Below are 25,609 nucleotides of genomic sequence, written 5' to 3'. Positions count from 1 at the left end.
GGTGGCCGGAGGGGCCTGGTCACGGCATCAGCCGAGACCGAATTGGAGGTTGGTCACATACCAGGCATCCTTGATCTTGGTGGACTCCACCTTCACGTGCAGGTCCTCCTGCTTCACCCCGGTGGAGTTGGACACGATGACCTTGTCGAGCGTCTGCCCGTCGATGGTGATCTTGTCGGCGGGAATCATCGCCTTGCCACCGGTGGCCGGGGTCTTGGCGACCTCCACCTTCGGGTCGCCCGTGGACTGCTTGGGCGTGAACGACTCATGGAACCTTCCGACGGTCTTGCGCATCTGCCGCACCTCAGGCGCGTCGCTGTCGCACCTCGCCGGGTTGCCGACCTTCGCGGGAGTCGACCCACGGGCCGGGGTCGCCATCACCAGACACCCTTCCTTCGGCTTGTCCTTCACGACCGCGGTGACCCACGTGGCCGCCGCCTCCTCGGCCGTGGCCTGGCGGGGCTTGGAGGCCTGCGAATCCGCCGGTCCTTCCCCCTTCTCCGACCCGGCGGCAGCGGTCGACCCGCCGGCCGCGGGCTTCTTCTCCGCGCCGGAGTCCGACTCCTTCGAGCACCCCGCGGCACCGACGACGGCCGCCACCACGGCGGCCCCGGCGATCCAGCGGACGGTCTTGTTTCTGTAGCTCTCTGACACGCTTTCAGGAGCCCTTTCCATAGACATCCATATGACTCGATGTCACCCCGAGGCGCCTCTCACGGAGACACCACATCCACCATGAAGACGCGATGAGCGGCGGAACGGTTCGCCGGACCGCCGGATCGCCTCAGCGGAAGGAAGCACACGCTTGGCCAGGGTCAATGAGCCGTACCGGCCAACAACCAACGGCGCATCCGCACTTCCAGGAGCACCCGCACCCCACCCGGGCGCGCGGGAGCGGTGACGTCCCAACCGTACTTCCCCTCGAACGCCGCCACGATCTCAGGGGGGAACCCGTCATGGATCAGCGAGACGTCCCCTTCCGCGACGACCGGGAACCGGCCGTCCTCCAGAGCCAGCGAGACACGCGGTTCCGCCTGGACGTTTCTGACCTTGACCGAGTGGAGATCCGTACCGATCCACCACCTGGATCTCGCGTAGACGAACCAGACGGGTGTCACATGTGCCGACCCATTGGGGCGCACAGTGCACAGCCACACGTTCCTCTCCGCGGCCAAGCGCTCGCGGACGGCTGGCCCTGGCTCGCTGACGAGATTGTCCATTCGCCCATCGTGAGCAATCCCCCTGGCACAGCACATCGGCCAAGCGGATCGGACCAACGTCCCTAGATCTCACCCGAACCCCGGCTTTGAGCAGCCCAGTCGCGGGAGCACTTCCCTGGCCGTCGTGTTCATGTCATCTTTATGGGAGCGCTCCCATCGGCTGTTCCCACGCCGTCCTCGAAGGAGAGACATGGCTCTTCCACAACGACACGGCCGACGCCGCGTTTCGGCGCTCGGACTCGGGATCGGGTTATTGGCCGCCACCGTCATGACGATGACCGGGACCGCCGGTGCGGTGTCCGGCCCCGCTCAGGACCAGGCGGCGAACGGCCCCACCAAGGCCGCCTCGACCAAGACCGCCTCGGCCAAAGCCGCCTCCACGCTGGGCGCCCAAGCGGCCCAGTCCGGGCGGTACTTCGGGGCCGCCGTGGCCGCGGGCAAGCTCGGGGACACGACGTACGCGGCGATCCTCAACCGGGAATTCAACATGGTCACCCCGGAGAACGAGATGAAGTGGGACACGATCGAGCGGTCCCGCGGCTCGTTCAACTTCGCTCCCGCCGACCAGATCGCCAACCAGGCCACCTCCCATGGCCAGCGCCTCCGGGGACACACCCTGGTCTGGCACTCGCAGCTGCCCAGCTGGGTCAGCTCCATCGGCGACGCCAACACTCTGCGCAGCGTGATGAAGAATCACATCACCACCACGATGGCCCACTACAAGGGCAAGATCTACGCCTGGGACGTGGTGAACGAGGCGTTCGCCGACGGTGGCGGCGGCCAGCACCGCCCCTCGGTGTTCCAGAACCTGCTGGGCGACGGCTTCATCGAGGAGGCCTTCCGCACCGCCCGGACCGCCGACCCGGCGGCCAAGCTCTGCTACAACGACTACAACATCGAGAACTGGACCGACGCGAAGACCCAGGCCGTCTACCGCATGGTGCGCGACTTCAAGGCGCGCGGGGTGCCCATCGACTGCGTCGGCCTCCAGGCCCACTTCGGCACCGGCGGCCCCCCGGCCAGCCTCCAGACCACGCTGGCCGGATTCGCCGCCCTCGGCGTGTACGTACAGATCACCGAGCTGGACATCGCGCAGGCCCCGACGACCGCGTACGCGAACACGGTCAAGGCCTGTATGAACGTCCCGCGCTGCAACGGCATCACCGTGTGGGGCATCCGGGACAGCGACTCCTGGCGTGCCGGGGAGAAGCCGCTGCTCTTCGACAACAACGGCAACAAGAAGGCCGCCTACAACGCCACGCTCACCGCGATGGGCGGCACACCCGCGGCCAAAACCACGGCCAAGACCACGGCCAAAAACGCGACCAAGGCCGCAGCCTCACCCGCCGCGTCCCTCCCCACCAGCTTCAAATGGAACTCCAGCGGAATCCTGATGTCCCCGAAGCCGGACGCCACCCACAACATCGCCGGGCTCAAGGACCCCACCGTGGTCCGCTACAACGGCAAGTGGCATGTGTTCGCCAGCGTCGCCAGCTCCTCCGGCTACAGCCTGGTCTACCTGAGCTTCACCGACTGGTCCCAGGCGGCCTCGGCCACCCACTACTACCTGGACCGCAGCGGCATCGGGACCGGCTACCGGGCCGCGCCACAGGTGTTCTTCTTCGCACCGCAGAACACCTGGTATCTGGTGTACCAGACCGGAAACGCCTCGTACTCCACCAACAGCGACATCAGCAACCCGAACGGCTGGAGCGCCCCGCGCCACTTCTACTCCTCGATGCCGGACATCATCGCCAAGAACATCGGCGGCGGGTACTGGGTGGACATGTGGGTGATCTGTGACAGCGCCAAATGCTACCTGTTCTCCTCCGACGACAACGGGCACCTGTACCGCTCACAGACGACCCTGGCCCAGTTCCCGAACGGGTTCACCAACACCGTCATCGCGGCCCAGGACTCCAACAAATACGCCCTGTTCGAAGCGAGCAACGTCTACAAGGTGCAGGGCAGCAACCAATACCTGCTGACCGTCGAAGCGATCGGCTCGGACGGCAAACGCTACTTCCGGTCCTGGACCTCCGGCAGCATCGCGGGCTCGTGGACACCGCTGGCCGCCTCCGAGAACAACCCCTTCGCCCGAGCGAGCAACACCGCCTTCCCCGCAGGCGCCTGGACCAAGGACATCAGCCACGGCGAGATGATCCGCGCCGGAAACGACCAGACGCTCACCATCAACCCCTGCCAGCTGCAGTACCTCTACCAGGGCCTGAACCCGAACGCCGGTGGTGACTACAACACCCTGCCGTGGCGGCTCGGCCTCCTCACCCAGACGAACTCCACCTGCTGACCACATCGGAACCACCGGCACGTGTCCGGCCGTCCGCCGACCCCAGGTCAGGCGGAGGGCCGGACGTCGACGTCGCCGACGGCCTCTTGCCGGGGCGCTCGTCCGCGCCAGTTGAACCGCCGTGCCGGGATTCGGCGGTCCCGGTCCATGGGTATGTGTCTGCGGAAAGCCACGCACCGGGCACCGCATCCGTCCCGCCGTTCACTCCGCTCCACGTGTCACCGCCGTACGCCATGCCAGGCCACGCCATGTCACGCCACGGAGGAGATGCCCCATGGGCCGTAGCTCCCGCCCACTGGCCGCTGTGATCGCGTTCCTCACCTTCCTCGGGCTGCTGCTGCCCGTCGGCGCCACCGCCGCCGGAGCCGCACCGGCGCGCGGCTACGGGCCGTTGCCGTCCGTCGTCCCGCGTCCGCAGACGATGGCCCGGCTGGGCCCGGACGTCGCGGTGCCCGCCGAGGTGCGGGTGGTCTACGGCGACGGGGTGGACCGGCCCACGCGCGACCTCGTCGCCTCCGTACTGCGCCGCGCGGGGGCGCAGCGGCTGCGGGGCGGCGGCGGGCCGGGGCTGACGGTGACCGTCGGACGGATCTCCGACGCCCGGGTCGCGAAGGCGCTGCGGGCCGCCGGGGGCCGGGTGCCCGGGGAACTGCCCGCGGAAGGGTACGCGCTCGCCGCGCGCGGCAGAGCGGTGGCGCTCGCGGGCGCGGACGCCGACGGGACGTACTACGCGGCGCAGACGCTGCGTCAGCTCGTCGCCCGCAAAAGGGCGATCGCCTCGGTGTCCGTCGTGGATCATCCGCTGATGCCACTGCGCGGGGTGATCGAGGGGTTCTACGGAAGCCCGTGGACCCACGCCGAGCGCATGGACCAGCTGGCGTTCTACGGGGACGTCAAGATGAACACGTACGTCTACGCGCCCAAGGACGACCCGTACCACCGGGAGAAGTGGCGCGAGCCGTACCCGGCCGACAAGCTCGCCCAGCTCGGTGAGCTGGTCCGGCAGGCCGCCGACCACCATGTGCGGTTCACCTTCGCCCTCTCCCCCGGCAACTCCCTGTGCTACAGCGATCCCGCCGAGTTCACGGCGCTTCAGACCAAGCTGGGCGCGATGTACGACCTCGGGGTGCGCAGCTTCTCGGTGCCACTGGACGACATCAGCTACACCCGGTGGAACTGCGCCGCCGACCGCGCCGCCTACGGCGAACCCTCGCAGCGCGCCGCGGGCGAGGCGCAGGCCGATCTGCTGAACCGGGTGCAGAAGCAGTTCCTGGACACCCATGAGGGCACCGCGCCGCTCCAGACGGTGCCGACCGAGTACGGCGACCTCACCGACACGGCGTACAAGGGGGCCCTGCGCGAGGCGCTGGACCCGCGGGTCGAGGTCATGTGGACCGGCACCGACGTGGTGCCGCCGCGGATCACCGTGGCCGACGCCACGCGGGCCGCCGCCGTCTGGGGGCGCAAGGTGTTCGTCTGGGACAACTACCCGGTCAACGACTACGGCCAGGCCGAGGGACGGCTGCTGCTCGCCCCGTACGACGCGCGTGAGCCCGGTCTGCACGAGCAGCTCTCCGGCCTCGTCCTCAATCCGATGAACCAGGCCGCCGCGAGCAAGGTCGCCCTCTTCGGCGGGGCGGACTTCGCCTGGAACGACACCGGGTACGACCCGGACCGCACCTGGCGGGCCGCCGCCGCGTACCTGGCCGGGGACGGTCCGGCCGCGGCCACCACGTCCGCGCTGCTGGCCTTCTTCGACACCCAGCACCTCGCGCCCACCTTCGGCACCGAACCCTGGCAGCCCCAGGCGCCCGAACTGGCCGCCCGGCTGGCCCGGTTCCGCACCGACTGGGACGCCGGACGGCAGCGGGCGGCGCTGGACGCCCTGCGTCCCTCCGCCGCGCTGCTGGCCACCGCACCGGCCACCATCAGGGCGAAGGTGACCGACCGCGGCTTCGTGGCGGACTGCGCACCCTGGCTGGACGCGCTGACGCTGTGGGGCCGCGCCTTCGAACGCACCCTGGACGCGCTGGGCGCCCGCCTCGACGGCGACACCGGCCAGGCCGAGCGGTGGTTCGCCGAGGCGTCGTCGCTGGCCACGCAGGCCGGGCGCATCCGCACGATCCCGGGCGAAACCCGCCCCGAGGGCCCGGTCCGCGTAGCCGACGGAGTCCTCGACACCTTCCTGTCGGCCGCACCCGGACTCGATCCCTAGCCACCGGACATGGCTGTCCCCATACGAGCCGTCCTCATACGAGCGGTCCTCATACGAGCAGTACGAACGTCACCGCCATCCCCAGTGCCATGGCGCTGTGGCAGGCGAGACCGAACGCATCGCGCTCGATCGGCACGGCGGGGCGAAGCGGGCCGGTGGCGCCGACGAGGCGGGCGGCGTCGAAGCTGCGGGCCAGCCACCGCAGACCCAGTGCGAGCAGCACCGCGGCCAGCACCCCGGCGGTCAGCCTCGGGCCGGTGTCGGTGAGCGCCATGGTCACGGTGGCGGAGCCACCGGACATGTCCATCCCCGGCATGTCCGCCATGTCGTGGGAGCCGCCGTGTCCCGCCATCGAGCCGGACGAGACCATCGCGGCGGCCATCCAGGCCATCGCGCCCATCATCACCACATGCGGGAGGGCGCCCCGCAACGCCTGGGTACGGGAGGCGGACACGGGCCGCGCCAGAGCCACCCCCGCGAACCACAGCGCGCCCAGCGTGAAAAGCGCGACCTGTGGCCCGGCGGGGAGGTTCATGCCCCAGGGCCACACCATCGCGGCCATGGTGAGGGCCATCACCGCGTGCAGCAGATGCGCGACCCGCTCGACCGCGCCCGGGCCGCCTCCGGCGCGTCCGGGTGCGCCGGTCCGCCACACCGCGGCGAGGGCGGGCACGACGAACAGCAGGGTCAGGACCCAGCGCAGCCCCGTCGCGGCGATCACCGGGCCACTCCCGGCGCCGTCGTGACGGGGTCGGGCCGGTGGGGTTCGGGCGACGCGTCGTCGCGGGGTATGTGGCCTTCGTCGTCGGGGCCGTTCGGCCTCTCTGTCATGGTCATCGCTCCTGGTGTGGGGAATTCGACGGGGAATACGCGCATATGGGCGCCCATGTTCACCTCGGGCGCCGACCGCCGGTGCCCATTTCCCGTACCGGTCCACTAGTCGGGCTTCCACGGGAAGGAGTTCCGGAGGTCTGGTGTGGCGTAGGCCACAGAGCGCGGCGGCCGTCGTCCGGCAGGCCCGGACAGTTCCCGGCCGGGTCGGATTTCTCCTTGTGCGACAGAGCCTCCGTGCGGTGAGCCGTCGGCCGCCCCGGCCCGTAAAGGTGAGCAGGCCCCAGCCTTTTCCGGAAGCCAGTACAGGGGAGTGCCGAAGATGCCGTTGACCGATACCGCCTCGCCGCCACGGCCGGGGCCCGACGCGGCGGAGCCACGCGGCGCCCGGGTGCGTCGCGCGCTGCCGCCTCCCGCCCTGGGCGGATTCCTCGTCCTGCTGGTGGTGTTGATGGCCGCCTCCTACGCCGTGGGGCGGGCCGCCGGTCCGGTGGCGCCCGGCATCCACCGGAGCGTGCCGGACGACGAGGGGGGCGGCGGCATGGTCGACCACGGCATCGGACCGCTGAGCCACAGCGCGTGGACGGGGGCACGATGAGCGAGCGCCCGGACACCGCCTCCCCTCCGGCGGACCCCTCCGACGCACCCGCCCGCACCACCGACCTGCTGATCGGCGGCATGACGTGCGCGGCCTGTGTGAACCGGGTGGAGAAGAAGCTGGCCCGCGTCGAGGGCGTGAGCGCCACCGTGAACCTGGCCACCGGCACGGCACGGGTCTCCCACCCGGACACCGTCACCCCGGACGAGCTGATCGCCGCCGTCGTGCGGGCCGGTTACACCGCCGAACTCCCGGCCCCTGCCACGGAAACCACGGATGAGTCCGATGAGCGGGACCGCGAAGACGACGGTGACCTCGAACGGCTCGTCTTCACCGCGCTGCTGGCAGTGCCCGTGATCGTGCTCTCGATGGTTCCCGGCTGGCAGTTCGACCGGTGGCAGCAGGTGTGTTTCACCCTCGCCACACCGGTCGCGATCTGGGGTGCGTGGCCCTTCCACCGGCGGGCGCTGCGCGGTCTGCGGCACGCCGCCGCCACCATGGACACGCTGGTGTCCCTCGGTGTCCTCGCCTCCTACGCGTGGTCCGCGTACGCGCTGTTCTGGGGTGGCGCGGGCCTGCCGGGCATGCGCATGCCGTTCAGCCTGCTGCCCTCGGCCGGTGACGGGGTGCCTCATATCTATCTGGAGGCGGCGGTCGCCGTGCCGCTGTTCGTCCTCACCGGACGGCATCTGGAGGCGCGGGCCAGGCACCGGAGCGGTTCGGCGCTGCGGGCGCTCGCCGAACTGGGCGCCAAAAACGTGGAGTTGCGGGAGCCCGGTGGCAATCGCCGCATCCCGGTGGCCGCGCTCACCACGGGGCAGGAGTTCATGGTGCGCCCCGGCGAGAAGGTCGCCACCGACGGGGTGGTGGTCGAGGGCGGGTCGGCGCTGGATCTGTCCCTGGTCACCGGCGAGAGCGTGCCGGTGGAGGTGACACCCGGCTCCGCCGTGGTCGGCGGTGCCGTCAACGCCGGTGGGCTGCTCGTCGTACGGGCCACGGCCGTCGGCGCCGACACCCAACTCGCCCGCATCACCCGGCTGGTGACCGAGGCCCAGGCGGGCAAGGCCGGGATGCAACGGCTCGCGGACAAGGTGGCGGGCATCTTCGTACCGGTGATCGTGGCCATCGCCGGGACGGTGCTGAGCTTCTGGCTGGGTGCGGGCGCCTCGGGTGAGGCGGCCGTCACCGCGGCCGTGGCCGTCCTCGTCGTGGCCTGCCCCTGCGCGCTGGGGCTGGCCACACCGACCGCGTTCCTGGTGGCCAGTGGGCGCGGGGCACAGCTCGGTGTCCTCGTCCGTGGCCCGGAGGCGCTGGAGCGGCTGCGCCGCGTGGACACCGCGGTGCTCGACAAGACCGGCACGCTCACCACCGGGCGCATGTCCCTGGCCGACGTGGCGGTGGCGGAGGACGGGCCGGAGGCGAAGGAGGTACTCCGGCTGGCCGCAGCCGTGGAACAGGGCTCCGAACACCCCATCGGCCGGGCGGTGGTGGCGGCGGCCCGCCGCGACGTGGCCCGTGACGCCGGACTGCCGGAGGTGACGGAGTTCCGGGCCCACCCCGGGGAGGGGGTGTCCGGCCACGTCGAGGGCCACCGGGTGCGCGTACGCCGCCCGCGTCCGTCGGAGCCGGTGCCGGACGCGCTGCGCCGGGCACACGAGGCCGCCGAGCGCGCCGCGCACACCGCCGTGGTCGTGGAGCTCGACGACCGTCCGGTGGGGCTGCTCGCCGTCGGTGACACCTTGCGGCCCACCAGCCGCGAGGCGGTGGCCGCGATGCGCGCGCTGGGCATCGAACCGGTGCTGGTGACCGGCGACGGGACCGCCCCGGCCCGGGCGATGGCCGAACGGGCGGGCATCGCCACGGTCCACGCCGGGGTGACCCCGGAGGGCAAGGAACGGATCGTCACCGCGCTGCGCGCCGAGGGCCGGTGCGTCGCGGTGATCGGCGACGGGGTCAACGACGCCGCCGCGCTGGCCTCCGCCGACCTGGGCATGGCGATGGGCGGTGGCACCGACGCGGCCATCGGCGCCGCCGACATCACCCTCGTACGGGAGGACATGCTGGCCGTCGTCGACGCCATCCGGCTCACCCGGCGCACGCTGAGCACCATCCGCGCCAACCTCGCCTGGGCCTTTGGCTACAACGTGGTCACCGTGCCGCTGGCCGCGACCGGCTGGCTCAACCCCATGGTCGCGGCGGCGGCCATGTCCGCGAGTTCGGTCCTGGTCGTCACCAACAGCCTGCGGCTGCGGACCTACGCCCCGGGCGGGCGGCGGACCGGCACACCGCCGCCCGCGCCCCTCGCGTCCGATGACTCAGCGGCCGCCGAGCACGGCCGTACGGGAAGGAAGAACGATGTCCTCAGCGACCTCAGCGACCGATGACCGCACCCCGCCGCGGCGCCGCCTGAGCCGTCTGAGAGTGGCGGTGGCCCGGGGAGCGCGGGCGGCCCTGGTCCCGGTGGGCGGCTGCGTCCTGGCCCTGGCCCTGCTCACCGGCTACACGGCGACCGGGGCGGCGGGAGAGCCCGCACCGGAGATCCAGGTCAGCGGCGGCCGCATCGTCCAGTCCCCCGAGCGGGTGGCCGCCGCGTACTTCGAGATCCGCAACACCGGCGACCGGGACGACACCCTGGTCTTCGCCGACTCCCCCGCGCTGGGAGTCTCCATGCTGCGCGAACCCGACAGGAGAAAGCCGGGTGCGGTGCGGCGGGCGGAGAAGGTGACCATCCCCGCGCACAGCACACTGCGGATGAAACGGGGAGGCATCCACATCGCCATCCTCGACCCTCCGCAACTGCATCCGGGCGAGCGGGTGTCGTTCAACCTGTGGTTCACCAGCCGCGGCCGGGTGGGCGCCGAGGCGATCCGATCACATCTCATCGACCGCTGAGGCCGCCACGCGCCCGCCGACGCGGAGGCTCCCCCGAGGAGATAGCGTCCCGCCATGGCGATGCAACTGCTGCCCTTCGACGACGCCCTCCTCGACCGCATGGTCGAACTCGCCACCCTGCCCTGGAGCCGCCAGGCGTTCGAGGACGCCTTCGCACGCAACGGCTGGTGTGACGGCGAGGACCCCGACGAGCCGGGCGTGGGCTGGGAAGAGCCCTGGTGGATCAGTGGGGAGGAACTGGTCGACGACTGGTGGCTGATGCTCGGAGAGGCCCCCGGATGCCGCCGCCGGCCGGACCCCACCGTGGTCTGCGAACACCCCGACTGCCGTACGGGCTGCTTCGTGGAACATCCCTTCGCGTACTTCACCGATCCGCTGGACCCGAAGGAATGGGACAACGAGTTCGGCCCCTTCCACAGCCGCCCGGATGTGAACCCCGAGGCCACGGCCGAGGACTTCACGGCCCAGTACCAACGGGTATCCGACATGCTCCGCGCCCGCCTCGGCGACCCACTGCCCGAGGGCACGTACCAGCCACCCGACAACGAGGAGGACGTGGACAGGTTCCAGGTGTGGGAGCGGGGAGACTCCTGGATCGTGCTGCTCATAGCCGAGGACCAGATCACCTACGGCGCCTACGAGCGAGCAGGCATCCAGGTCCGCCCCCGGACCTGACCCCGCCACCGGCGGCTACCATGCGCGGATGGGCAGCAAGAGCAGGGCCCGGCGCCTTGTCGTCGACGGGCGGACCTTCCTGTGGTCCGTGAACCACAGCCACCGCGCGCTGGGCAACGGACGGTACGAAGACTGCTGCGAATCCCTCGTCATCCGCCTGTTCAAGGCGAGAGGGCAGCTGCGCGTCGCGTTCCGGCAGAGTCCCGGCAGGCTGGTCGCGGACGGCTATCTGCCGTCCGGCGCGGTCGGCACCGACGGGCGCTTCCTGAACCTGCACGAACCCGGCACCGCCAGGGCTCTGCTCGACGAGGCCCTGGCCCAGGGGTGGCATCCGGATCATCCCTCGGGCCACGAGATCGACGGATGGGCCCTCTTCGACGTCGTGGCCACACGCCGCGGCGCGAAGCCGGGCGGAGCCCCGTGCGGTCAGAGGGCGATCAGCCCAGCCGACGTCTCCCTGAAGCCACAGGCGTCGACGTAGAACGCGCGCAGCGGCTCCTCGAAGTCGACGTGCAGCCACTCGCACCGCGCGCTACGGGCCTCCGCCGCCGCGGTGGCGACGAGCGCGGCGCCGACGCCGTGCGACCGGCGGTGCCGGGCGACCACCGTGTCCAGGAGGAAGGCGTGCGCTCCGCCGTCCCAGGCGACGTTGACAAAGCCGATCAGTGAGGTGTCTTCCCGCGCGCACACCCAGCCGAGGCTGTGGCGCTCAAGGCGTGTTCTCCAGTCGGTCCGGCCGACCGGGGTGCCGAAGCCGTCGGCGTGCAGCGCGTTGAGGGAGGCGTTGTCGACGTCGCCCCGCCACTCGTACGTGATCGTCACGACCGGATCTTAGTGTCAGGCGAAAGGGCCATCGGGCCCCCGCCCGGTGGCGGCCGGATTCCGGTACGCGGCCAGCAGGTCGCCGGTGAGCCGGTCGGCCACCTCTGCGGCCTGGGCGCGGAGGTAGTGGTGGCCGCCGGGGAAGCGGTGGACCCGGGTGTCGGCCGTCGTGCAGGGGCTCCACTCGGGCAGCGACTCGGGGTCGACCATCGGGTCGTCGAGTCCGCCGAAGACGCTCAGCCGCGCGCGCAGCGGTGGCCATGGCTGCCGCGTATGTTGCAGCAGCGCCACCGCGTCCGCGAGGAACGGGGTGTAGACGGTCCGTGTGAGCGCGGAGTCGGTCGGCTCCTCCCAGCCCATGACGTCGGTGATGGCGGCGATGCCGGAGCCGAGGTTGCGCGCGATGTGTTCGTCGAGGCCGTCGCGGTTCGGTGGCGGGACGGCGGACAGCCCGAGCAGGTCCGGTTCGGTGCGGGCGTCCGAGCGGAGCCGGTGGGTGGCCTCGAAGGCGAGGAGCGCTCCGAAGCTGTGGCCGAAGACGGCGTAGAAGCCGTCGGCGGGTGGCCGGTGCGTCAGGTCCGTGGCGATCGCTTCCGCGATGCCGGTGGCGGCCCAGCCGATATCGGTGATCGAGGGTTCCCCGGCGCGGGTGCCACGGCCCGGCAGGTCGACGGCCACCAGGTCGAAGAGTTCGGAGAACGCGGCCACCCAGGGCAGGAAGAACTCCGATCCGGTGCCGGACGGCGGCACGCAGTAGAGCCGGATCCTGGCCGTCTGCCGGTCGGTGAGCCGGTGGAGCCGTGGGGCGGGGAAGGGCGAAGGCGAGGTCATGCGGCCTGTCATGCGGCACCCCGCCTGACCCGGCCGAGAAGGCGCGGGGCGAGCTGCCGGACACCGGCCGCGGTGGCCAGTTCCATCGTCGGGACGACGCAGTCCAGCCTGCGCTGGAGTACGGAACTCAGCTCGGCCGCCATCAGCGACTCCAGGCCGAGCTGATCGAGCCGGGTGTCCGGGTCGATCCGCTCCGGGGTGGTCTGCAACACCGTGGCCAGCGCCGAGACCAGCACCTCGGTGACGATGCCCAGCGCCTCCGGCTCGGCCGCCGAGCGCACCAGCTCCGGTATGTTCCGGTCGGTGTCCTGGGGACCGGCGTCCGGCGCCGGCAGCAGGTCGGTGAAGCGCGGTGCGGCGACGGCGGGGAGGAGCTTCGCGGTCTGCGCCCAGTCGGTGTTGCCCACCATGATGACGTCCACATCGGGATCGGTGATCAGCTCGCCGAGAACCCGGGTGGCGGTGGTGGAGTCGAGTTCGCCGAATCCGGCCTGCCGCATGGTGTCCACCATGCCCACCCGGTCGGCGTAGCCGGTGTCGGAGATGGCGCACCACTGCACGGCCAGGCCGGGCAGCCCCGCGGCCCGGCGCTGCCGGATGATCGCCTCGCCTGCCAGATTGCCCGCGGCGTAGATGCTCTGCCGGAGGTTTCCGGCGAGTGCGGAGATGGAGCTGTAGAAGACGAAGAAGTCGAGTGGCCGGTCACGGGTGAGCCGGTCCAGATGTGCCGTCCCGCCGAGTTTCGGGCTCACCACGGCGCGGGTCCGCTCGTCGTCGAGCTCCACGGCGGTGGCGTCGTCGAGGACGTCGTCGAGCACCATGGCGGCGTTGATGACACCGCGCAGCGGACGGCCGGTGGCGTCGATGGCGGCCACCAGTTCCCGGGCGGCGACGGGGTCGGTGATGTCGGTGGCGTAGGCGGTCCCCCGGGCCCCCTCCTCGGCGAGACGGGCGAGCACCGCCGCGGCCTCCGGGTGGGCGGCGCCACTGCGGGAGGCCAGCGCCAGGTGGCGCGCCCCGCACCGGGCGAGCCAGCGGGCGGTGGCCGCGCCGAACCCGCCCAGCCCACCGGTGACGAGGTACGTGGCCTCCGGGTCCAGGGCCAGGGGAGGCCGCGGCACACGTACGGGGACCGGTTCGGCGGGGTCGAACGTGATGACGATCTTGCCGATGTGCCGGGAGTCCCGCAGGAGCGCCATGGCGTCGGCGATCTGGTGTGCCGGGTAGGTGAGATGCGGCAGCGGCCGGTACACCCCGGACTCCACGCGCTCGGCCAGTTCGGCGATCATCTGCCCGGCCACCGGGCCGTCGTCCTGGAGCAGACTGGTGAGGTCGACCCCGAAGAAGGAGAGGTCACGGGAGAACGGCCGCAGGGCGAGCGCGTTGTCGGCGAGTATGTCGCGCTTCCCCAGCTCAACGAACCGGCCGTGCGGGCGCAGCAGCTCCATTCCACGGCCCAGCGCCTCGCCCGCCACCGAGTTGAGGACCACGTCCACTCCGCGGCCCTCGGTGATGTCGAGGACTTCGTCGGCGAAGCCGAGTCCGCGTGAGTCCAGTACGTGTGCGTAGCCGAGCAGCCGCAGCAGCTGGCGTTTGGCGGGGGTTCCGGCGGTGGCGATGACGGTGGCGCCGACGTGTTCGGCGTACCGCAGCGCGGCGAGCCCCACGCCACCGGCGGCGCCGTGGACGAGGATCGTCTCGCCCCGGCGGAGCCGGGCCAGGTAGTCGAGGCCGTAGTGCACGGTGGCGAAGACCGTCGGGATGGTCGCCGCCTCGGTGAACGGCATGTCCCCGGGGAGGGGAACGGTGAGCCCGGCCCGGCAGCGTACGTGTGTGGTGAGGCTCCCGGCCTGGGCGACCATCACCCGGTCGCCCACGGCCCGGTCGGTCACCCCGGCACCGACGCGGGTCACCACTCCGGCGCATTCGAGGCCCAGCAGCGGGGTTCCGGTGTCCGGTGCCTGGGCCATGGGCGGCACCAGTCCCCGGGAGACCATGATGTCGGCGTAGTTGAGTGCCGCCGCCCGCACCTCGATGACTACCTCCCCCGGTCCGGGTTCGGGCGCGGCCACCGCCGTCCAGGCCGGTCCGTCGTCCGCCACGGCCAGGGCGAAGGGGCGGACGGTGCGGGTGGCGGGCGGGGGCTGGATGATCCGCGGTACGAAGCGTCCGCCCGCGGTGAGCACGACCTCGTCCTCCTCGGTCCCGGTGAGCAGTTCCGTGCAGACGCGGGCCGCGGTCGTGCCGGGGGCCACCCCGATCCTGCGGACCCTCAGCAGTGGGTTCTCGCTGGTCAGGGTGCGCGCCTGGGCCCAGGTGGCGGCCGGGGCGGGGCGTTCGGGGACGGCGGTGTGCTCGCCGGGCGTCAGCACCCAGGCGCACACCTCACGGCCCTCCGGCAGCGCCTGGCAGGCGGTGACCATCGCCCGCAGGACCGCCGCCTGCCGGACCACCAGGCCGACGGCATCGGGGACATCGGGGGCATCCTCACCGAGCATGACCAGAATTCCGGTGCTCTCCTCGGTGCCGTTGAGCGCGGCGCCCCAGCGCGCGGCGTCGGCCGAGGCGTCGACGTGGCTCACCGAACGGCCCAGACCGCGCAGCCGCGCCGCCACGGCTTCGGGCAGCTCGCCGAGGCCGTCCGTCGCCACCAGACCGTCCGTCGCCACCAGGAAGTGGCCGGGCGCGGTGGACGCGGGTGTGGGCGCGTGGTGTTCACGCGTCCCCCGGTCGGCGAAGAGCACCGAGCAGGTGGGCTCCTCGCCGAGCTGGACCACGTCGGTGAACCCGGCGGAGCGCAGCACGTCGGGCCACTGCTCACGGGCGAGCAGCGTGTCCTCGCGCAGATCCGTGTCGGTGAACCCGGTGGCCGAGGCGAGCAGCCCGTAGCAGGGGGCGAAGAGGTCGTTGTCGTGGAACTCCGCGGCGAGCAACCGGCCACCGCTGTCGAGGAGTTCGGTGAGGTGGCCGAGAGCCCGGCGTACATCGGTGGTGGCGTGCAGGACGTTGGCGGCGATCACCAGGTCGAAGGAAGCGGCGGCGAAGCCCTGTTCGGCGGGGTCCCGGTCCAGATCCAGTGTCCGGTAGTCGAGGAACCGGTGGTCGGCGAACCGGTGGCGGGCCCGGGGGAAGAACGCGCCGGAGATGTCCGTGTAGACGTACTCGGTGCGGTCGGCGGGCAGCCGGGGCAGCAGCCAGGCGGTGGTGGACCCGGTACCGGCGCCGACCTCCAGGATGCGCAGCGGCCGGTCCGCGGGCCAGGCCTCGACCAGCCCGGTGAGCAGTCCCCTGGCCATCCGGTTCAGGTACTGGTGGGCCAGGGAGGTCATGTAGTGCAGTTCGGCGAGGCGCTCGGTGTCCGAGAACAGCAACCGCATCGGATCGACGTCCCCGGTGAGCACCCCGGCCAGTTGCGGGCCGCACCGCGCGTACAGGAGCAGCTCCGGCGCCATGGCGGGGAAGTCCCGCAGCAGGTCGGTGAGGAGCCGGTCGGGTTCCGGGGCCTGGTCGAGCACACCTTCCCGTGCGGCGAGCGCCCGCAGCTTCTCGTACAGCGGCCGGTTGGCCACAGCCGCGCCCCTCGCCTCCAGTTCGGCGAGCGCGGCCACCACGAAGTGGCCGGTCAGGTGTGTGACGCGGCGTACGAAGGCGGGGATGTCGTAGGGCCGGAACGCCGCGGTCAGCGCCGCCACCTCACCGGCCCGCGCGGCGGCGAGCGCGGTGGCCGTCGGCAGCCCGTCGCCCTGGAAAGGAGCCGGGCCGGTGGCGCCGGGCAGCGGGGCGGCCTGGAGCGTGCTGACGACGCGGCCGATGCCGCTCACCGCGCCCTTGTTCCGGCGTACGCGGACACCGCGCAGCTCCATGGCCACGGTGCCGTCCGGATCGGCGACGGTGATGTCCACCACCGCCTCGCGCAGTGAAAGCTCGCGCGCCCGGATCAGTGCCACGCCCCGGTCGGCGGGGGTCCGCCAGAACAGGACCCGCTCCAGCGCGGCGGGCAGGAACTGGTGGACCTGCCCGTTCTCGGCGTCCGGGAGCAGCGCCCCGATGGATTGCAGCGCGAAGTCGATGAGGGCCGGGTGGGCGGAGAACTCCTGCGCACCGGAGGGGTTGGCGTAGTCGGCGAGGACCGTGTCCCCGGCCACGGAAAGCCTTTGGACACCGCGGAACGCCTCCCCATAGGCCAGCTCGACCTGCCGCATCCGTGCGTAGTGGCGTTCGCCGGAGATCTCGGTGCGGGCGGTCTCGCGGATGGCCGCCACGTCCAGCGGCGGCGGGGGCACGGCGTGCAGCCGGCGCACCCGTCCCCGAGCGTGTTCCTGCCAGTCCTCCTCACCCCGGCGGGAGGCCACCCGGGCCACCTCACCGGAGAGGGAGGTCTGCACGGTGACGTCCATGTCCGGGTCGTCCCACGGCAGTACCAGCGCCTTGCCGATGTCCAGGCCGGTGACCTCCACCGCCCCCTCATGGCCGGTTCGACGACCGGCCGCGAGCGCCATCTCCAGATACGCGGCGCCCGGCATCACGACCGCACCGCTGACCCGGTGGTCGCCGATCCAGCCGTGCCGCGACGGCTCCACGGGGGTCTGCCAGGTGGGTTCCACGCTCGGCAGCCGGTCGCCGAGCAGCGAGTGTCCCGACTCCTCCCCGGCGCCCGGTCCGGCCGACCACCAGTCCGGGGCGCCGTTGATGTGGCGCTCCCGCTGCCATGGGTAGGCGGGCAGCGGTACGACCCGGCCGCGTACCGGGAACCAGGTGTCCCAGTCGACGTCGGCCCCGGCCGCGAGCACGGTGGCGCAGGTGGTCCGCACGGCGTCAGCACCGGCCGCCTCGCGGGACAGCGAGCCGACCGTGGTCACCGGGCGGTCCGCGGTGGCGCACTGCCTGCGCAGATAGCCGAGCAGCACCGGATGGGGGCCGACCTCCACGATCGTGCCGCAGCCATGCTCGCCGACCAGCGTGGTGGCGGCGGGGCCGAACAGCACCGGCTCGCGGATGTTGCGCCACCAGTATCCGGCGCCCAGCTCGGTGCCCGGCAGCGTCCCGCCGGTGACCGTGGAGACGAACGCCGCGCTGCCGGATCGCGGCGACAGCCCGGCCAGCGCGGTGTGCAACCGGTCCCGGATCGGGTCCATCGACCGGCTGTGGAAGGCGTAGTCCAGGTCCAGTTCCCGGAAGAACACACCGCGGCGGAGCAACTCGTCGCCGAGCGCGGACAGTTCACCGGCCGACCCGGACAGGGTCACGTCGGACGGACTGTTCACCGCAGCCAGTTCCAGGTCCAGGTCCGGTCCCGGGTCCCGGTCGGCGATCAGCGCGGTGGCCTCGTCGGCGGAGAGCCCGACCGCCGCCATCCGCCCGCCACCGGCCGTGTCCGCCTGCGCGAGCCCGCGTTCGGCGATCACCCGGCAGGCCGCCGCCAGGTCGAGTGCCCCGCAGGCGTGCGCCGCGGCCACTTCGCCCACCGAATGCCCCGCCACCGCGGCGGGCCGGATGCCACGCTCCCGCAGCAGTGCCGTCAGCCCGATCTGCACCGCGAACAGCAGCGGCTGGGCGATCTCCGTGCGGTGCAGCTCCGGGGCTGCGGACCGCAGCTCCGCCAGCACCGACCAGCCCAGAAGCCCGGCCAGTTCGGCGTCCACCTCGGTAACCGCCTCGCGGAACACCGGTTCGGCGGTCAGCAGTTCCGCGCCCATGCCCGCCCACTGGGCGCCGTTGCCGGAGTACACGAACGCCACCGGCCCCGGGGTCGCGGCCACCGCCGCGCCACCGCCCACGGGGGTGCCGTCGGCGATCGTGTCCAGCAGTGCGGCGGCCCGGTCGGCGCTGTCCGCCAGCACGACGGCCCGTTCACGGTGGTGTCCACGCCGAACGCAACTGGTGAAGGCGGTGTCGTAGAACGAGTCGGTGGTGTCCCGGAGCCGGGCGGCGGTACGGGAGACCGCCTCGGTGAGCGCCCGCGGGGTGGCCGCCGAGACCAGCACCGGCAGGGACGTCACCTCCGGCGGCGGGGTGACGGAGGGTACGGGCGGCGGGCCGAGGACGGCGTGTGCGTTGGCCCCGCCGAAGCCGAACGAGTTGACCGCGAGCGCCCCCGGGGCCAACGGCCGGGGCGCGGTCACCGGCGCCAGGCCCAGCGTGGTGAAGTCGATGGCGGGGTTGAGCGGTTCGGCGTGCAGCGACGCCGGAATTACACCGTGGCGCAGCATCAGCACACACTTGAGCAGACCGGCGATGCCCGCCCCGGACTCCAGGTGGCCGAGGTTCGACTTCACCGAGCCGATGGGCAGCGGAGTGCCCCGGCCCGCGCCGAACGCCTGGCCCAGCGCCCGGCACTCGATCGGGTCGCCCGCCTGCGTACCGGTGCCGTGGGCCTCCACGTAGGACACGTCCTCGGGGCGCACTCCGGCGCGGTGGTGCACCTGGCGCATCAGGTGTTCCTGGGCCTGTGCGCTGGGCAGCGAGAGCCCGGGGGTGCGGCCGTCCGCACCCATGCCGGTGCCGAGGATCACGGCGTGCACGGTGTCCCCGTCCGCCCTCGCGTCGGCGAGGCGCTTGAGCACCACCACCCCGCCGCCCTCGGCGCGCACGTATCCGTCGGCGTCCGCGGAGAAGGAACGGCAACGGCCGCTGCGGGACAGCATGGACGCCTTGGAGAACCCGATGAAGTCCCCCGGGCTCAGCAGCAGGTTGATCCCGCAGGCCAGCGCCACGCCGCCGTCTCCGGCGCCCCCGGCGCGCAGTTGTGCGCAGGCCTGGTGCAGGGCGACCAGGGAGGAGGAACAGGCGGTGTCCACCGCCACCGACGGCCCCCGCAGGTCGAACAGGTGCGAGATCCGGTTGGCGGTGTTGCCGAGCGCCGCCCCCGCCATCGTGTACGCCGTGATCGCCTCCGGGCGGGCGTACTGGAGCTGGCCGTAGTTGGCGTTGCTCACCCCCACATGGACCCCGGAGTCCGATCCGGCCAGGGTCCCCGGATCGATCCCCGCGTCGTCGAGGGCTTCCCTGGCCATCTCCAGCAGCAGCCGCTGCTGCGGGTCCATCCGGCTCGCCTCGCGGGGCGACAGCCCGAAGTACGCGGCGTCGAACCCGGTGATGTCCTCCAGGAATCCGCCCGCGGCCGAGTACGCCTTGCCGGGCCGCCGTGGATCGGTGTCCACGAACCGTCGCGCGTCGAACCGGTCCGCCGGGACCTCACCGACCAGATCGCGCCCGGCCGCGAGCGCGGCCCACAGCTCCTCGGGCGCCGTGATACCCCCCGGCAACCGGCAACTGAGCCCGACGATGGCGATGTCGCCGGGCTGCTCTTCACGGGAGAACGGGGTGGGCGGTGCGGAGACCATCGTGGGTGACATCAGAGCCGACCCTACCCGTGAATCCCCTGGTCAATCGGTTGTCGAATCCGGCGCGTTGGCGCCGGTCGCCTCGGCGGCGGCATTGCCCGCCGCCGAGCAGGGCGTCTCCGATGGCCTCGGGCAGCCCATCAGCGCGTTCGCGGAGCCTCAACGGGCCCGCCTCATCGTCAACGGGGTTGTCGACCGCACCGCCACGACGCAGGGGCACAGCGCCCCCTCCCGACCGTTTCCTCCGCGCGCGGTCAGCGCTGAAGGGCCGCCAGGAAGCCCCCGAGTGCCGTCGCGACGGCGCCGGGGGCTTCCAGCGGCAGCAGGTGGCCCGCCTCGGGGAGGGCCGTCAGGGTCGCGTGCGGGATGGCGGGCAGCAGATGGTCGCGCAGGACGTGTGGCGGCTCCACGACGTCGCCTTCCGCGGCCAGCACCGCCACCGGGACCTCGATGTCCCGTGCGGCGCGGGTGATGTCCCGCGCGATGCCGCGAAGCGGCCACTCCTGCCGGGCCTCGGCACCGGCGGCGAGGCTGTCGCGCATGGCGGTGGCCCGCACCTCTGCGGGCAGCGGGGTGGCGGTCAGGACGTGGTCGAGGGCGTGGCGCACCGACTCTGGCGAGTCGTAGGCGTGTGACAGGCCCTGCCGGTACTCCTCGGTCACCGTGGCGGGCGGCCTCGGCGGCGCGGGGGCGGCGAGCACCAGGCCGACCAGCCCGGACGGCCGCCGGGCCGCGACGAGCTGGCTCACCTTCCCGCCCATCGAGTGGCCGACGAGGACGAACGGCCCCGGCACACACGTCTCGACCACCCGGGCGAGATCGTCGGCGAGCCGGTCCAGGTCATAGGGCCCGGGCAACAACTGCGCGGCGCCCCAGCCACGCTGGTCGAAACGGACCGTCGCCTGTTCGGACGGCAGCTGGCCGACCACACCGCTCCAGGTGTCCGCGGAGCCGCCCCAGTAATGGACGAACACCAGCGTCGGCCCCGTGTGGCCCCCTGTCCGCACATCGAGGGACCCGCCCGCCACGGGAACCGCCCTTGTCGTTTCCGCCATCATCACGCCTTTCCGTCGGCGGCGGAACACCACTCCCGCCATCCGTAAGATGCAGCCCCGACGGTAGGCGAGGGGGCGTGCGCCTCTTGGCGGAAAGGAACACGGTCCTTGTGGAAAACGGACACGGCGCTGTGCGGCAACTGCGCTATCTGCCCGCCATCGGATCGGCGTACGGAGTGGAGGTCCTCACGTTCGCCGCGCTGCGTTCGATGGACACCCAGCGCCGTCGCGTACAGCCACAACGCCCCGACTTCCACGTATTCGCCCTGGTCGGCTCCGGAAGCGGCACCCATGAAGCGGACTTCCGCGACCACCAGTTGACGGAAGGCGGCGCCGTGTGGATTCGGCCGGGCATGGTGCACCGCTGGAGCGACATCGACGCCTGCGACGGCCCGCTGATCCTCTTCCGGCCCGGCTTCCTTCCCGGCTTCACCGCCTCGGAGGCCACCACACCCGCGTGCTGGCAACTGGACCGGCAGCGCCTGTCCCTCGCCCTGCTCGCGGCCGAACACCTCGGCCGCGAGCACAGCGCGGCGGCGCACACCCCACGTCTGGCTTCCCCCGCGCTGCTCTCCCACCTGCTGGCGGCGCTGATCCTGCGCGCACTCCCCGACACATCCCACTCGACCGGCGCGGCGCAACCCGGCAGTCGGCATACCGAGGTGTTCCGCACCTACCGGGCCACGGTCGAAGAGCACTTCACCGACTGGCACCGGGTGGCCGACTACGCGCAGGCACTCGGCTATGACGTGCGCACCCTCACCCGGGCGACGCGTGCCGCCGCCGGAACGGGCGCCAAGGCATTCCTCGACCAGCGCGTCCTGCTGGAAGCCAAGCGGCTGCTCGCCCACACCGACCTGCCGGTGGGCGGCTGCGCCCGCCGCCTCGGCTTCCGGGACGTCGGCAACTTCACCACGTTCTTCCGACGCCAGGTCACCATGGGCCCGGCCGCGTGGCGCGCCGCGTACAGCACCGCGGGCACCCGCGGCGTCTGAGCCTCTCAGTGCCCGGCGTGGCCCTCCGGCGCCCCGACCTCCCCGTCCGCCTCCTCGTCAGCCTTCTCATCCGCCTTTCCGTCCGTGCCTCGCGTCGCGTGCACCGTGAAGGCCGCCGTGCGGACCGTGCCCTGGTGCTTGAAGTCCAGGAACAACCGGTACGCACCGGCGCTCGGCGCCATCGCCGTGAAGGAGATGCCGGGGCCGGGCCTGGTCTTGCCGTCTCCGGGCTCGCCGTTGGGGTGGACGTGCAGGTAGGCGAGGTCGCCGGAGCGCAGGGCGACCAGGTGGCCATAGGCGCCGAGGTAGGGCTGAAGGTCCCGGACCGGCTTGCCGTTCTTGCTGACGGTCAGCGTCAGTTCACCGTCCTTGCCGAGGGCCAGATCACCCGCCAACGCGACCTCGTAACCGTCGACCTCGGCCGTGGTGTTGTGCGCGGGCAGCCGCGTCGGCTCATACGCTCCGGACACGGCGAGGTCGGCGCCGAGCGTCAGCGCCTCTCCCCCGGTGGGCTTGAAGTCGGCGAAGACGCGGTAGCCACCGGCCTTGGGCAGGTCCACGGGGGTGGACCAGGTGCCGTCGGCCGCCAGGGTCGGGTGGAGATGGTGGTACTCCGTCAGGTCGCGCGAGGCGACGATCAGGTGCAGTTCCTTGTCGTGTTCCCGGGAGAAGCCGGTGATCTGACGGCCCGACGCGTCGCGCACGACGGCGAAGCGCAGCTCGGCGCTCTTGCCTGCCTGGAGCCGTGGTGTCTTCAGATCGAGGGTGTAGCCCCCGTCGGAGATCTGCAGGCCCCCGGGCGGGGCGGCCTCCTGCCCTCCGCCATGACCCTGCTCATGACCACCGCCCTCCTCGGCGCCGCCGTGCTCGCCGTGGGCCGCGTTCACGGGCTCGGGCGAGATCTCGCCGACCCCGCTGCCCACGCCGTACGCGGCGCCGAAGGTCGCGGCGAGCACGGCGGCGAACGCGGTGATCCGCAGTCCGGTGTTCATGGCGCACTCCTCGTCTCCTGGCCGTCCGTGGCGCGGCCTTCCGCACTTCACGATACCCCTAGGGGGTACGACGTCAAGCCATGCCCGGACCTTGCGAAGGATACGGTAGGGGGGTATACAGGACGACGTCCCGACCATACCCCGTCGGGGTATTTCTCCTCGACTACGGAGGCACCCATGTCCGGCTGCTGCACCCCTGAAGGAAGCTGCCACACCTCGGAGAGCAGGACCGTCTACCAGGTCAACGGCGTCGGCAGCGCCCACTGCCAGGGCGTCGTCACCAAGGCCGTGGACGCTCTCGACGACGTCAAGGCGGTCGAGGTCGAGATCGGCACCGGGCTGGTGACCGTCACGACCGCCGCCGAGCCCGACGCGGCGCTCGACGAGCTGATCGCCAAGACCGTCGACGAGGCAGGCTACGAATTCGCCGGTCGCGTGGGCGGCTGACCCGCCGCACCCGGGCGGGGCCGCTCCGGCCACGGCCCCGCCCCCTTTCTTCCCGTGTCACGTCCGTGAGCTGCGAGGAGCAGACATGACCACCACCACACCCGGCGCCGAAGAGGTCGAACTCGCCATCGGCGGCATGACCTGCGCCTCGTGCGCCGCCCGGATCGAGAAGAAGCTCAACCGCATGGACGGGGTCGAGGCGACCGTCAACTACGCCACCGAGAAGGCCAAGGTCACCTTCCGGGACGACATCGCCGTCGCGGAGCTGATAGCCACGGTCGAGGCCACCGGATACACCGCGCGCGAGCCCGAGCCGGACCCCGTGCACACCGGTTCGGCACCCGGCTCCGCAACGGACGGCGACGGACATGACGAACTGCGGCCGCTGCGGCAGCGGTTGACCACCGCCGTCGTACTCGCCGTCCCCGTGATCGCGATGGCGATGGCCCCCGCGCTGCAGTTCGAGTACTGGCAGTGGCTGTCGCTGACCCTGGCGGCCCCCGTGGTGACGTACGCCGCCTGGCCCTTCCACAAGGCGGCCTGGACCAACGCCCGGCACGGCGCGGCCACGATGGACACGCTGATCTCGGTCGGCACGACCGCGGCGTTCCTGTGGTCGCTGTGGGCCCTGTTCTTCGGCACCGCCGGAACGCCCGGTATGACGCACGCCTTCGAGCTCACCATCGCCCGCACCGACGGCGCCGGGAACATCTACCTGGAGGCGGCGGCCGGTGTCACCGCCTTCATCCTCGCCGGGCGGTACTTCGAGGCACGGGCGAAGCGCAAGGCGGGCGCGGCACTGAAGGCGCTGATGGAGCTGGGCGCCAAGGAGGTCACGGTCCTGCGTGCGGGGCGTGAACAGCTCATCCCGGTCGGCGAGTTGGCGGTCGGCGACCGGTTCGTGGTCCGGCCCGGCGAGAAGATCGCCACCGATGGCGCGATCGTCGAAGGTACGTCCGCGATCGACGCCTCCATGCTCACCGGTGAGTCGGTTCCGGTCGAGGCCGGTGTCGGCGACAACGTCACCGGGGCCACGCTCAACGCCGGTGGCCGCCTGGTCGTGAAGGCCACCCGGGTCGGCGCCGACACCCAGCTCGCCCGCATGGCCAAGCTGGTGGAGGACGCGCAGAACGGCAAGGCGGCGGCCCAGCGGCTCGCCGACAGGATCTCCGCGGTGTTCGTCCCGGTGGTGATCGCCCTGGCGCTCGGCACGCTGGGCTTCTGGCTCGGCAACGGCGCGGGGCTGACCGCCGCCTTCACCGCCGCGGTCGCGGTCCTCATCATCGCCTGCCCGTGCGCCCTGGGCCTGGCCACCCCGACCGCGCTCATGGTCGGCACCGGCCGCGGCGCCCAGCTCGGCATCCTCATCAAGGGCCCCGAAGTCCTGGAGACCACACGCACGGTGGACACCATCGTCCTGGACAAGACCGGCACCGTCACCACCGGCCGGATGACACTGCTCGCGGTGCACACCGCCGACGGCACGGACGAGTCGGACGTCCTGCGGCTCGCGGGCGCCCTTGAACACTCCTCCGAACACCCCATCGCCCGGGCCGTCGCCGCGGGGGCGGCGGCCCGGGTGGGCACCCTGCCGACCCCGGAGGACTTCGCGGGCGTCGCCGGACTCGGTGTCCAGGGGGTCGTCGAGGGGCACGCGGTCCTGGTCGGCCGGACCAGGCTGCTGGACGAGTGGGCCATCGCCCTGCCCACGGAGCTGGAGCGCGCCACGGCGGAAGCCGAAGCCGCCGGGCGTACCGCCATCGCGGTCGCGTGGGACGGCGAGGCCCGCGCGGTCCTGGAGGTGGCCGACGCCATCAAGGACACCAGCCCGGAAGCGGTCGAGCGGCTGCGCGCCCTCGGCCTCACCCCCGTCCTCCTGACCGGCGACAACCAGACCGTCGCGGAGGCGGTGGCCGCCGAGGTGGGCATCGACGCGACGCGGGTGATCGCCGGGGTCATGCCGCAGGACAAGGTGGACGTGGTCAAGCGGCTGCAGGCCGAGGGCCGTTCGGTGGCGATGGTCGGCGACGGTGTCAACGACGCCGCCGCGCTCGCCCAGGCCGACCTCGGCCTCGCGATGGGCACCGGCACCGACGCCGCCATCGAAGCCGGGGACCTGACCCTGGTGCGCGGCGACCTCAGGGTCGCGGCCGACGCCATCCGGCTGTCCCGCAAGACCCTGGGCACCATCAAGTCCAACCTGTTCTGGGCCTTCGCCTACAACATCGCCGCCCTCCCCCTCGCCGCCTCCGGCCTCCTCAATCCGATGATCGCCGGAGCCGCGATGGCCTTCTCCTCCGTGTTCGTGGTCGGCAACAGCCTCCGCCTGCGCGGCTTCCAGCCCGCGAACCGGTGAGCGGGAATGGGCCGGGCGCTGGCCGCGCG

General features: G+C 72.1%; 18 protein-coding genes. 10 read left to right on the top strand and 8 right to left on the bottom strand.

Annotated features, from left to right (window positions below; genetic code table 11):
- Positions 1 to 27 precede the first annotated feature (27 nt).
- Together ABZ370_RS19020 and ABZ370_RS19015 are read right to left on the bottom strand one after the other, a co-directional pair.
- Complete coding sequence (locus tag ABZ370_RS19020; RefSeq protein WP_358621956.1) at positions 28 to 654, bottom strand: hypothetical protein; 627 nt, start codon at positions 652 to 654, stop codon at positions 28 to 30.
- A gap of 161 nt (positions 655 to 815) precedes the next feature.
- On the bottom strand, positions 816 to 1,220 hold the full coding sequence (locus ABZ370_RS19015) for a pyridoxamine 5'-phosphate oxidase family protein (protein ID WP_358621953.1): 405 nt from the start codon (positions 1,218 to 1,220) through the stop codon (positions 816 to 818).
- Positions 1,221 to 1,410: 190 nt separating this feature from the next.
- Here ABZ370_RS19015 and ABZ370_RS19010 point away from each other — a divergent pair, with 190 nt between their 5' ends.
- Both ABZ370_RS19010 and ABZ370_RS19005 read left to right on the top strand, forming a co-directional pair.
- Entirely contained in the window at positions 1,411 to 3,528 is a 2,118-nt protein-coding gene (locus ABZ370_RS19010) for a non-reducing end alpha-L-arabinofuranosidase family hydrolase (RefSeq protein ID WP_358621950.1), read from the top strand.
- A gap of 274 nt (positions 3,529 to 3,802) precedes the next feature.
- Complete coding sequence (locus ABZ370_RS19005) at positions 3,803 to 5,743, top strand: beta-N-acetylglucosaminidase domain-containing protein (RefSeq protein ID WP_358621947.1); 1,941 nt, start codon at positions 3,803 to 3,805, stop codon at positions 5,741 to 5,743.
- Positions 5,744 to 5,792: 49 nt separating this feature from the next.
- On the opposite strand, the gene ABZ370_RS19000 is transcribed toward ABZ370_RS19005, so the two are convergent.
- The gene (locus ABZ370_RS19000; RefSeq protein WP_358621944.1) at positions 5,793 to 6,464 is read right to left on the bottom strand and encodes a DUF5134 domain-containing protein; all 672 of its coding nucleotides are present in this window, start codon (positions 6,462 to 6,464) and stop codon (positions 5,793 to 5,795) included.
- Between the two features lie 432 nt (positions 6,465 to 6,896).
- Between ABZ370_RS19000 and ABZ370_RS18995 the strand changes: the two genes are divergently transcribed.
- The 5 genes from ABZ370_RS18995 to ABZ370_RS18975 are packed head-to-tail and all read left to right on the top strand — an operon-like array spanning position 6,897 to position 11,220.
- Positions 6,897 to 7,172: a hypothetical protein gene (locus ABZ370_RS18995; protein WP_358621942.1), complete on the top strand. Its 276-nt coding sequence runs from the start codon at positions 6,897 to 6,899 to the stop codon at positions 7,170 to 7,172.
- Complete coding sequence (locus ABZ370_RS18990) at positions 7,169 to 9,556, top strand: heavy metal translocating P-type ATPase (protein WP_358621940.1); 2,388 nt, start codon at positions 7,169 to 7,171, stop codon at positions 9,554 to 9,556. The genes ABZ370_RS18995 and ABZ370_RS18990 overlap by 4 nt, the downstream gene beginning before the upstream one ends.
- Positions 9,528 to 10,064: a copper chaperone PCu(A)C gene (locus ABZ370_RS18985; protein ID WP_358621938.1), complete on the top strand. Its 537-nt coding sequence runs from the start codon at positions 9,528 to 9,530 to the stop codon at positions 10,062 to 10,064. Before ABZ370_RS18990 ends, ABZ370_RS18985 begins: the two co-directional genes overlap by 29 nt.
- Positions 10,065 to 10,118: 54 nt before the next feature.
- Positions 10,119 to 10,739: a hypothetical protein gene (locus tag ABZ370_RS18980; RefSeq protein WP_358621936.1), complete on the top strand. Its 621-nt coding sequence runs from the start codon at positions 10,119 to 10,121 to the stop codon at positions 10,737 to 10,739.
- A 28-nt stretch (positions 10,740 to 10,767) separates the two neighbouring features.
- Positions 10,768 to 11,220: a hypothetical protein gene (locus tag ABZ370_RS18975; protein ID WP_358621934.1), complete on the top strand. Its 453-nt coding sequence runs from the start codon at positions 10,768 to 10,770 to the stop codon at positions 11,218 to 11,220.
- Here ABZ370_RS18975 and ABZ370_RS18970 read toward each other — a convergent pair.
- From ABZ370_RS18970 to ABZ370_RS18955, 4 genes are all read right to left on the bottom strand, one after another.
- A complete protein-coding gene (locus ABZ370_RS18970; RefSeq protein WP_358621932.1) occupies positions 11,166 to 11,561 on the bottom strand; it encodes a GNAT family N-acetyltransferase in 396 nt (131 codons plus the stop codon). The two genes, ABZ370_RS18975 and ABZ370_RS18970, sit on opposite strands and share 55 nt — an antisense overlap.
- A 15-nt stretch (positions 11,562 to 11,576) precedes the next feature.
- Entirely contained in the window at positions 11,577 to 12,392 is an 816-nt protein-coding gene (locus ABZ370_RS18965) for an alpha/beta fold hydrolase (RefSeq protein WP_358621929.1), read from the bottom strand.
- An 8-nt stretch (positions 12,393 to 12,400) separates the two neighbouring features.
- On the bottom strand, positions 12,401 to 19,747 hold the full coding sequence (locus ABZ370_RS18960; protein ID WP_358621927.1) for an SDR family NAD(P)-dependent oxidoreductase: 7,347 nt from the start codon (positions 19,745 to 19,747) through the stop codon (positions 12,401 to 12,403).
- A gap of 242 nt (positions 19,748 to 19,989) precedes the next feature.
- Positions 19,990 to 20,793: an alpha/beta hydrolase gene (locus ABZ370_RS18955; RefSeq protein WP_358621926.1), complete on the bottom strand. Its 804-nt coding sequence runs from the start codon at positions 20,791 to 20,793 to the stop codon at positions 19,990 to 19,992.
- Positions 20,794 to 20,900: 107 nt separating this feature from the next.
- Here ABZ370_RS18955 and ABZ370_RS18950 point away from each other — a divergent pair, with 107 nt between their 5' ends.
- Positions 20,901 to 21,785, top strand: coding sequence for an AraC family transcriptional regulator (locus ABZ370_RS18950; protein WP_358621924.1), 885 nt, complete (start codon positions 20,901 to 20,903; stop codon positions 21,783 to 21,785).
- Positions 21,786 to 21,790: 5 nt separating this feature from the next.
- Here ABZ370_RS18950 and ABZ370_RS18945 read toward each other — a convergent pair whose 3' ends face one another.
- On the bottom strand, positions 21,791 to 22,777 hold the full coding sequence (locus tag ABZ370_RS18945; protein WP_358621923.1) for a hypothetical protein: 987 nt from the start codon (positions 22,775 to 22,777) through the stop codon (positions 21,791 to 21,793).
- 177 nt (positions 22,778 to 22,954) lie between these two features.
- On the opposite strand from ABZ370_RS18945, the gene ABZ370_RS18940 reads away from it, so the two are divergent.
- Both ABZ370_RS18940 and ABZ370_RS18935 read left to right on the top strand, forming a co-directional pair.
- Positions 22,955 to 23,224 carry a heavy-metal-associated domain-containing protein gene (locus ABZ370_RS18940; protein WP_358621921.1) on the top strand — a complete coding sequence of 90 codons (270 nt, stop codon included), beginning with the start codon at positions 22,955 to 22,957 and terminating at the stop codon, positions 23,222 to 23,224.
- Positions 23,225 to 23,309: 85 nt separating this feature from the next.
- Positions 23,310 to 25,580 carry a heavy metal translocating P-type ATPase gene (locus ABZ370_RS18935; RefSeq protein WP_358621918.1) on the top strand — a complete coding sequence of 757 codons (2,271 nt, stop codon included), beginning with the start codon at positions 23,310 to 23,312 and terminating at the stop codon, positions 25,578 to 25,580.
- The last annotated feature ends 29 nt before the right edge of the window (positions 25,581 to 25,609 follow it).

Origin of the sequence: Streptomyces sp. NPDC005962 (assembly GCF_040629205.1) — a bacterium.
Taxonomy (GTDB): Bacteria; Actinomycetota; Actinomycetes; order Streptomycetales; family Streptomycetaceae; genus Streptomyces.
This window is presented reverse-complemented; position numbering and strand designations above follow the sequence as displayed.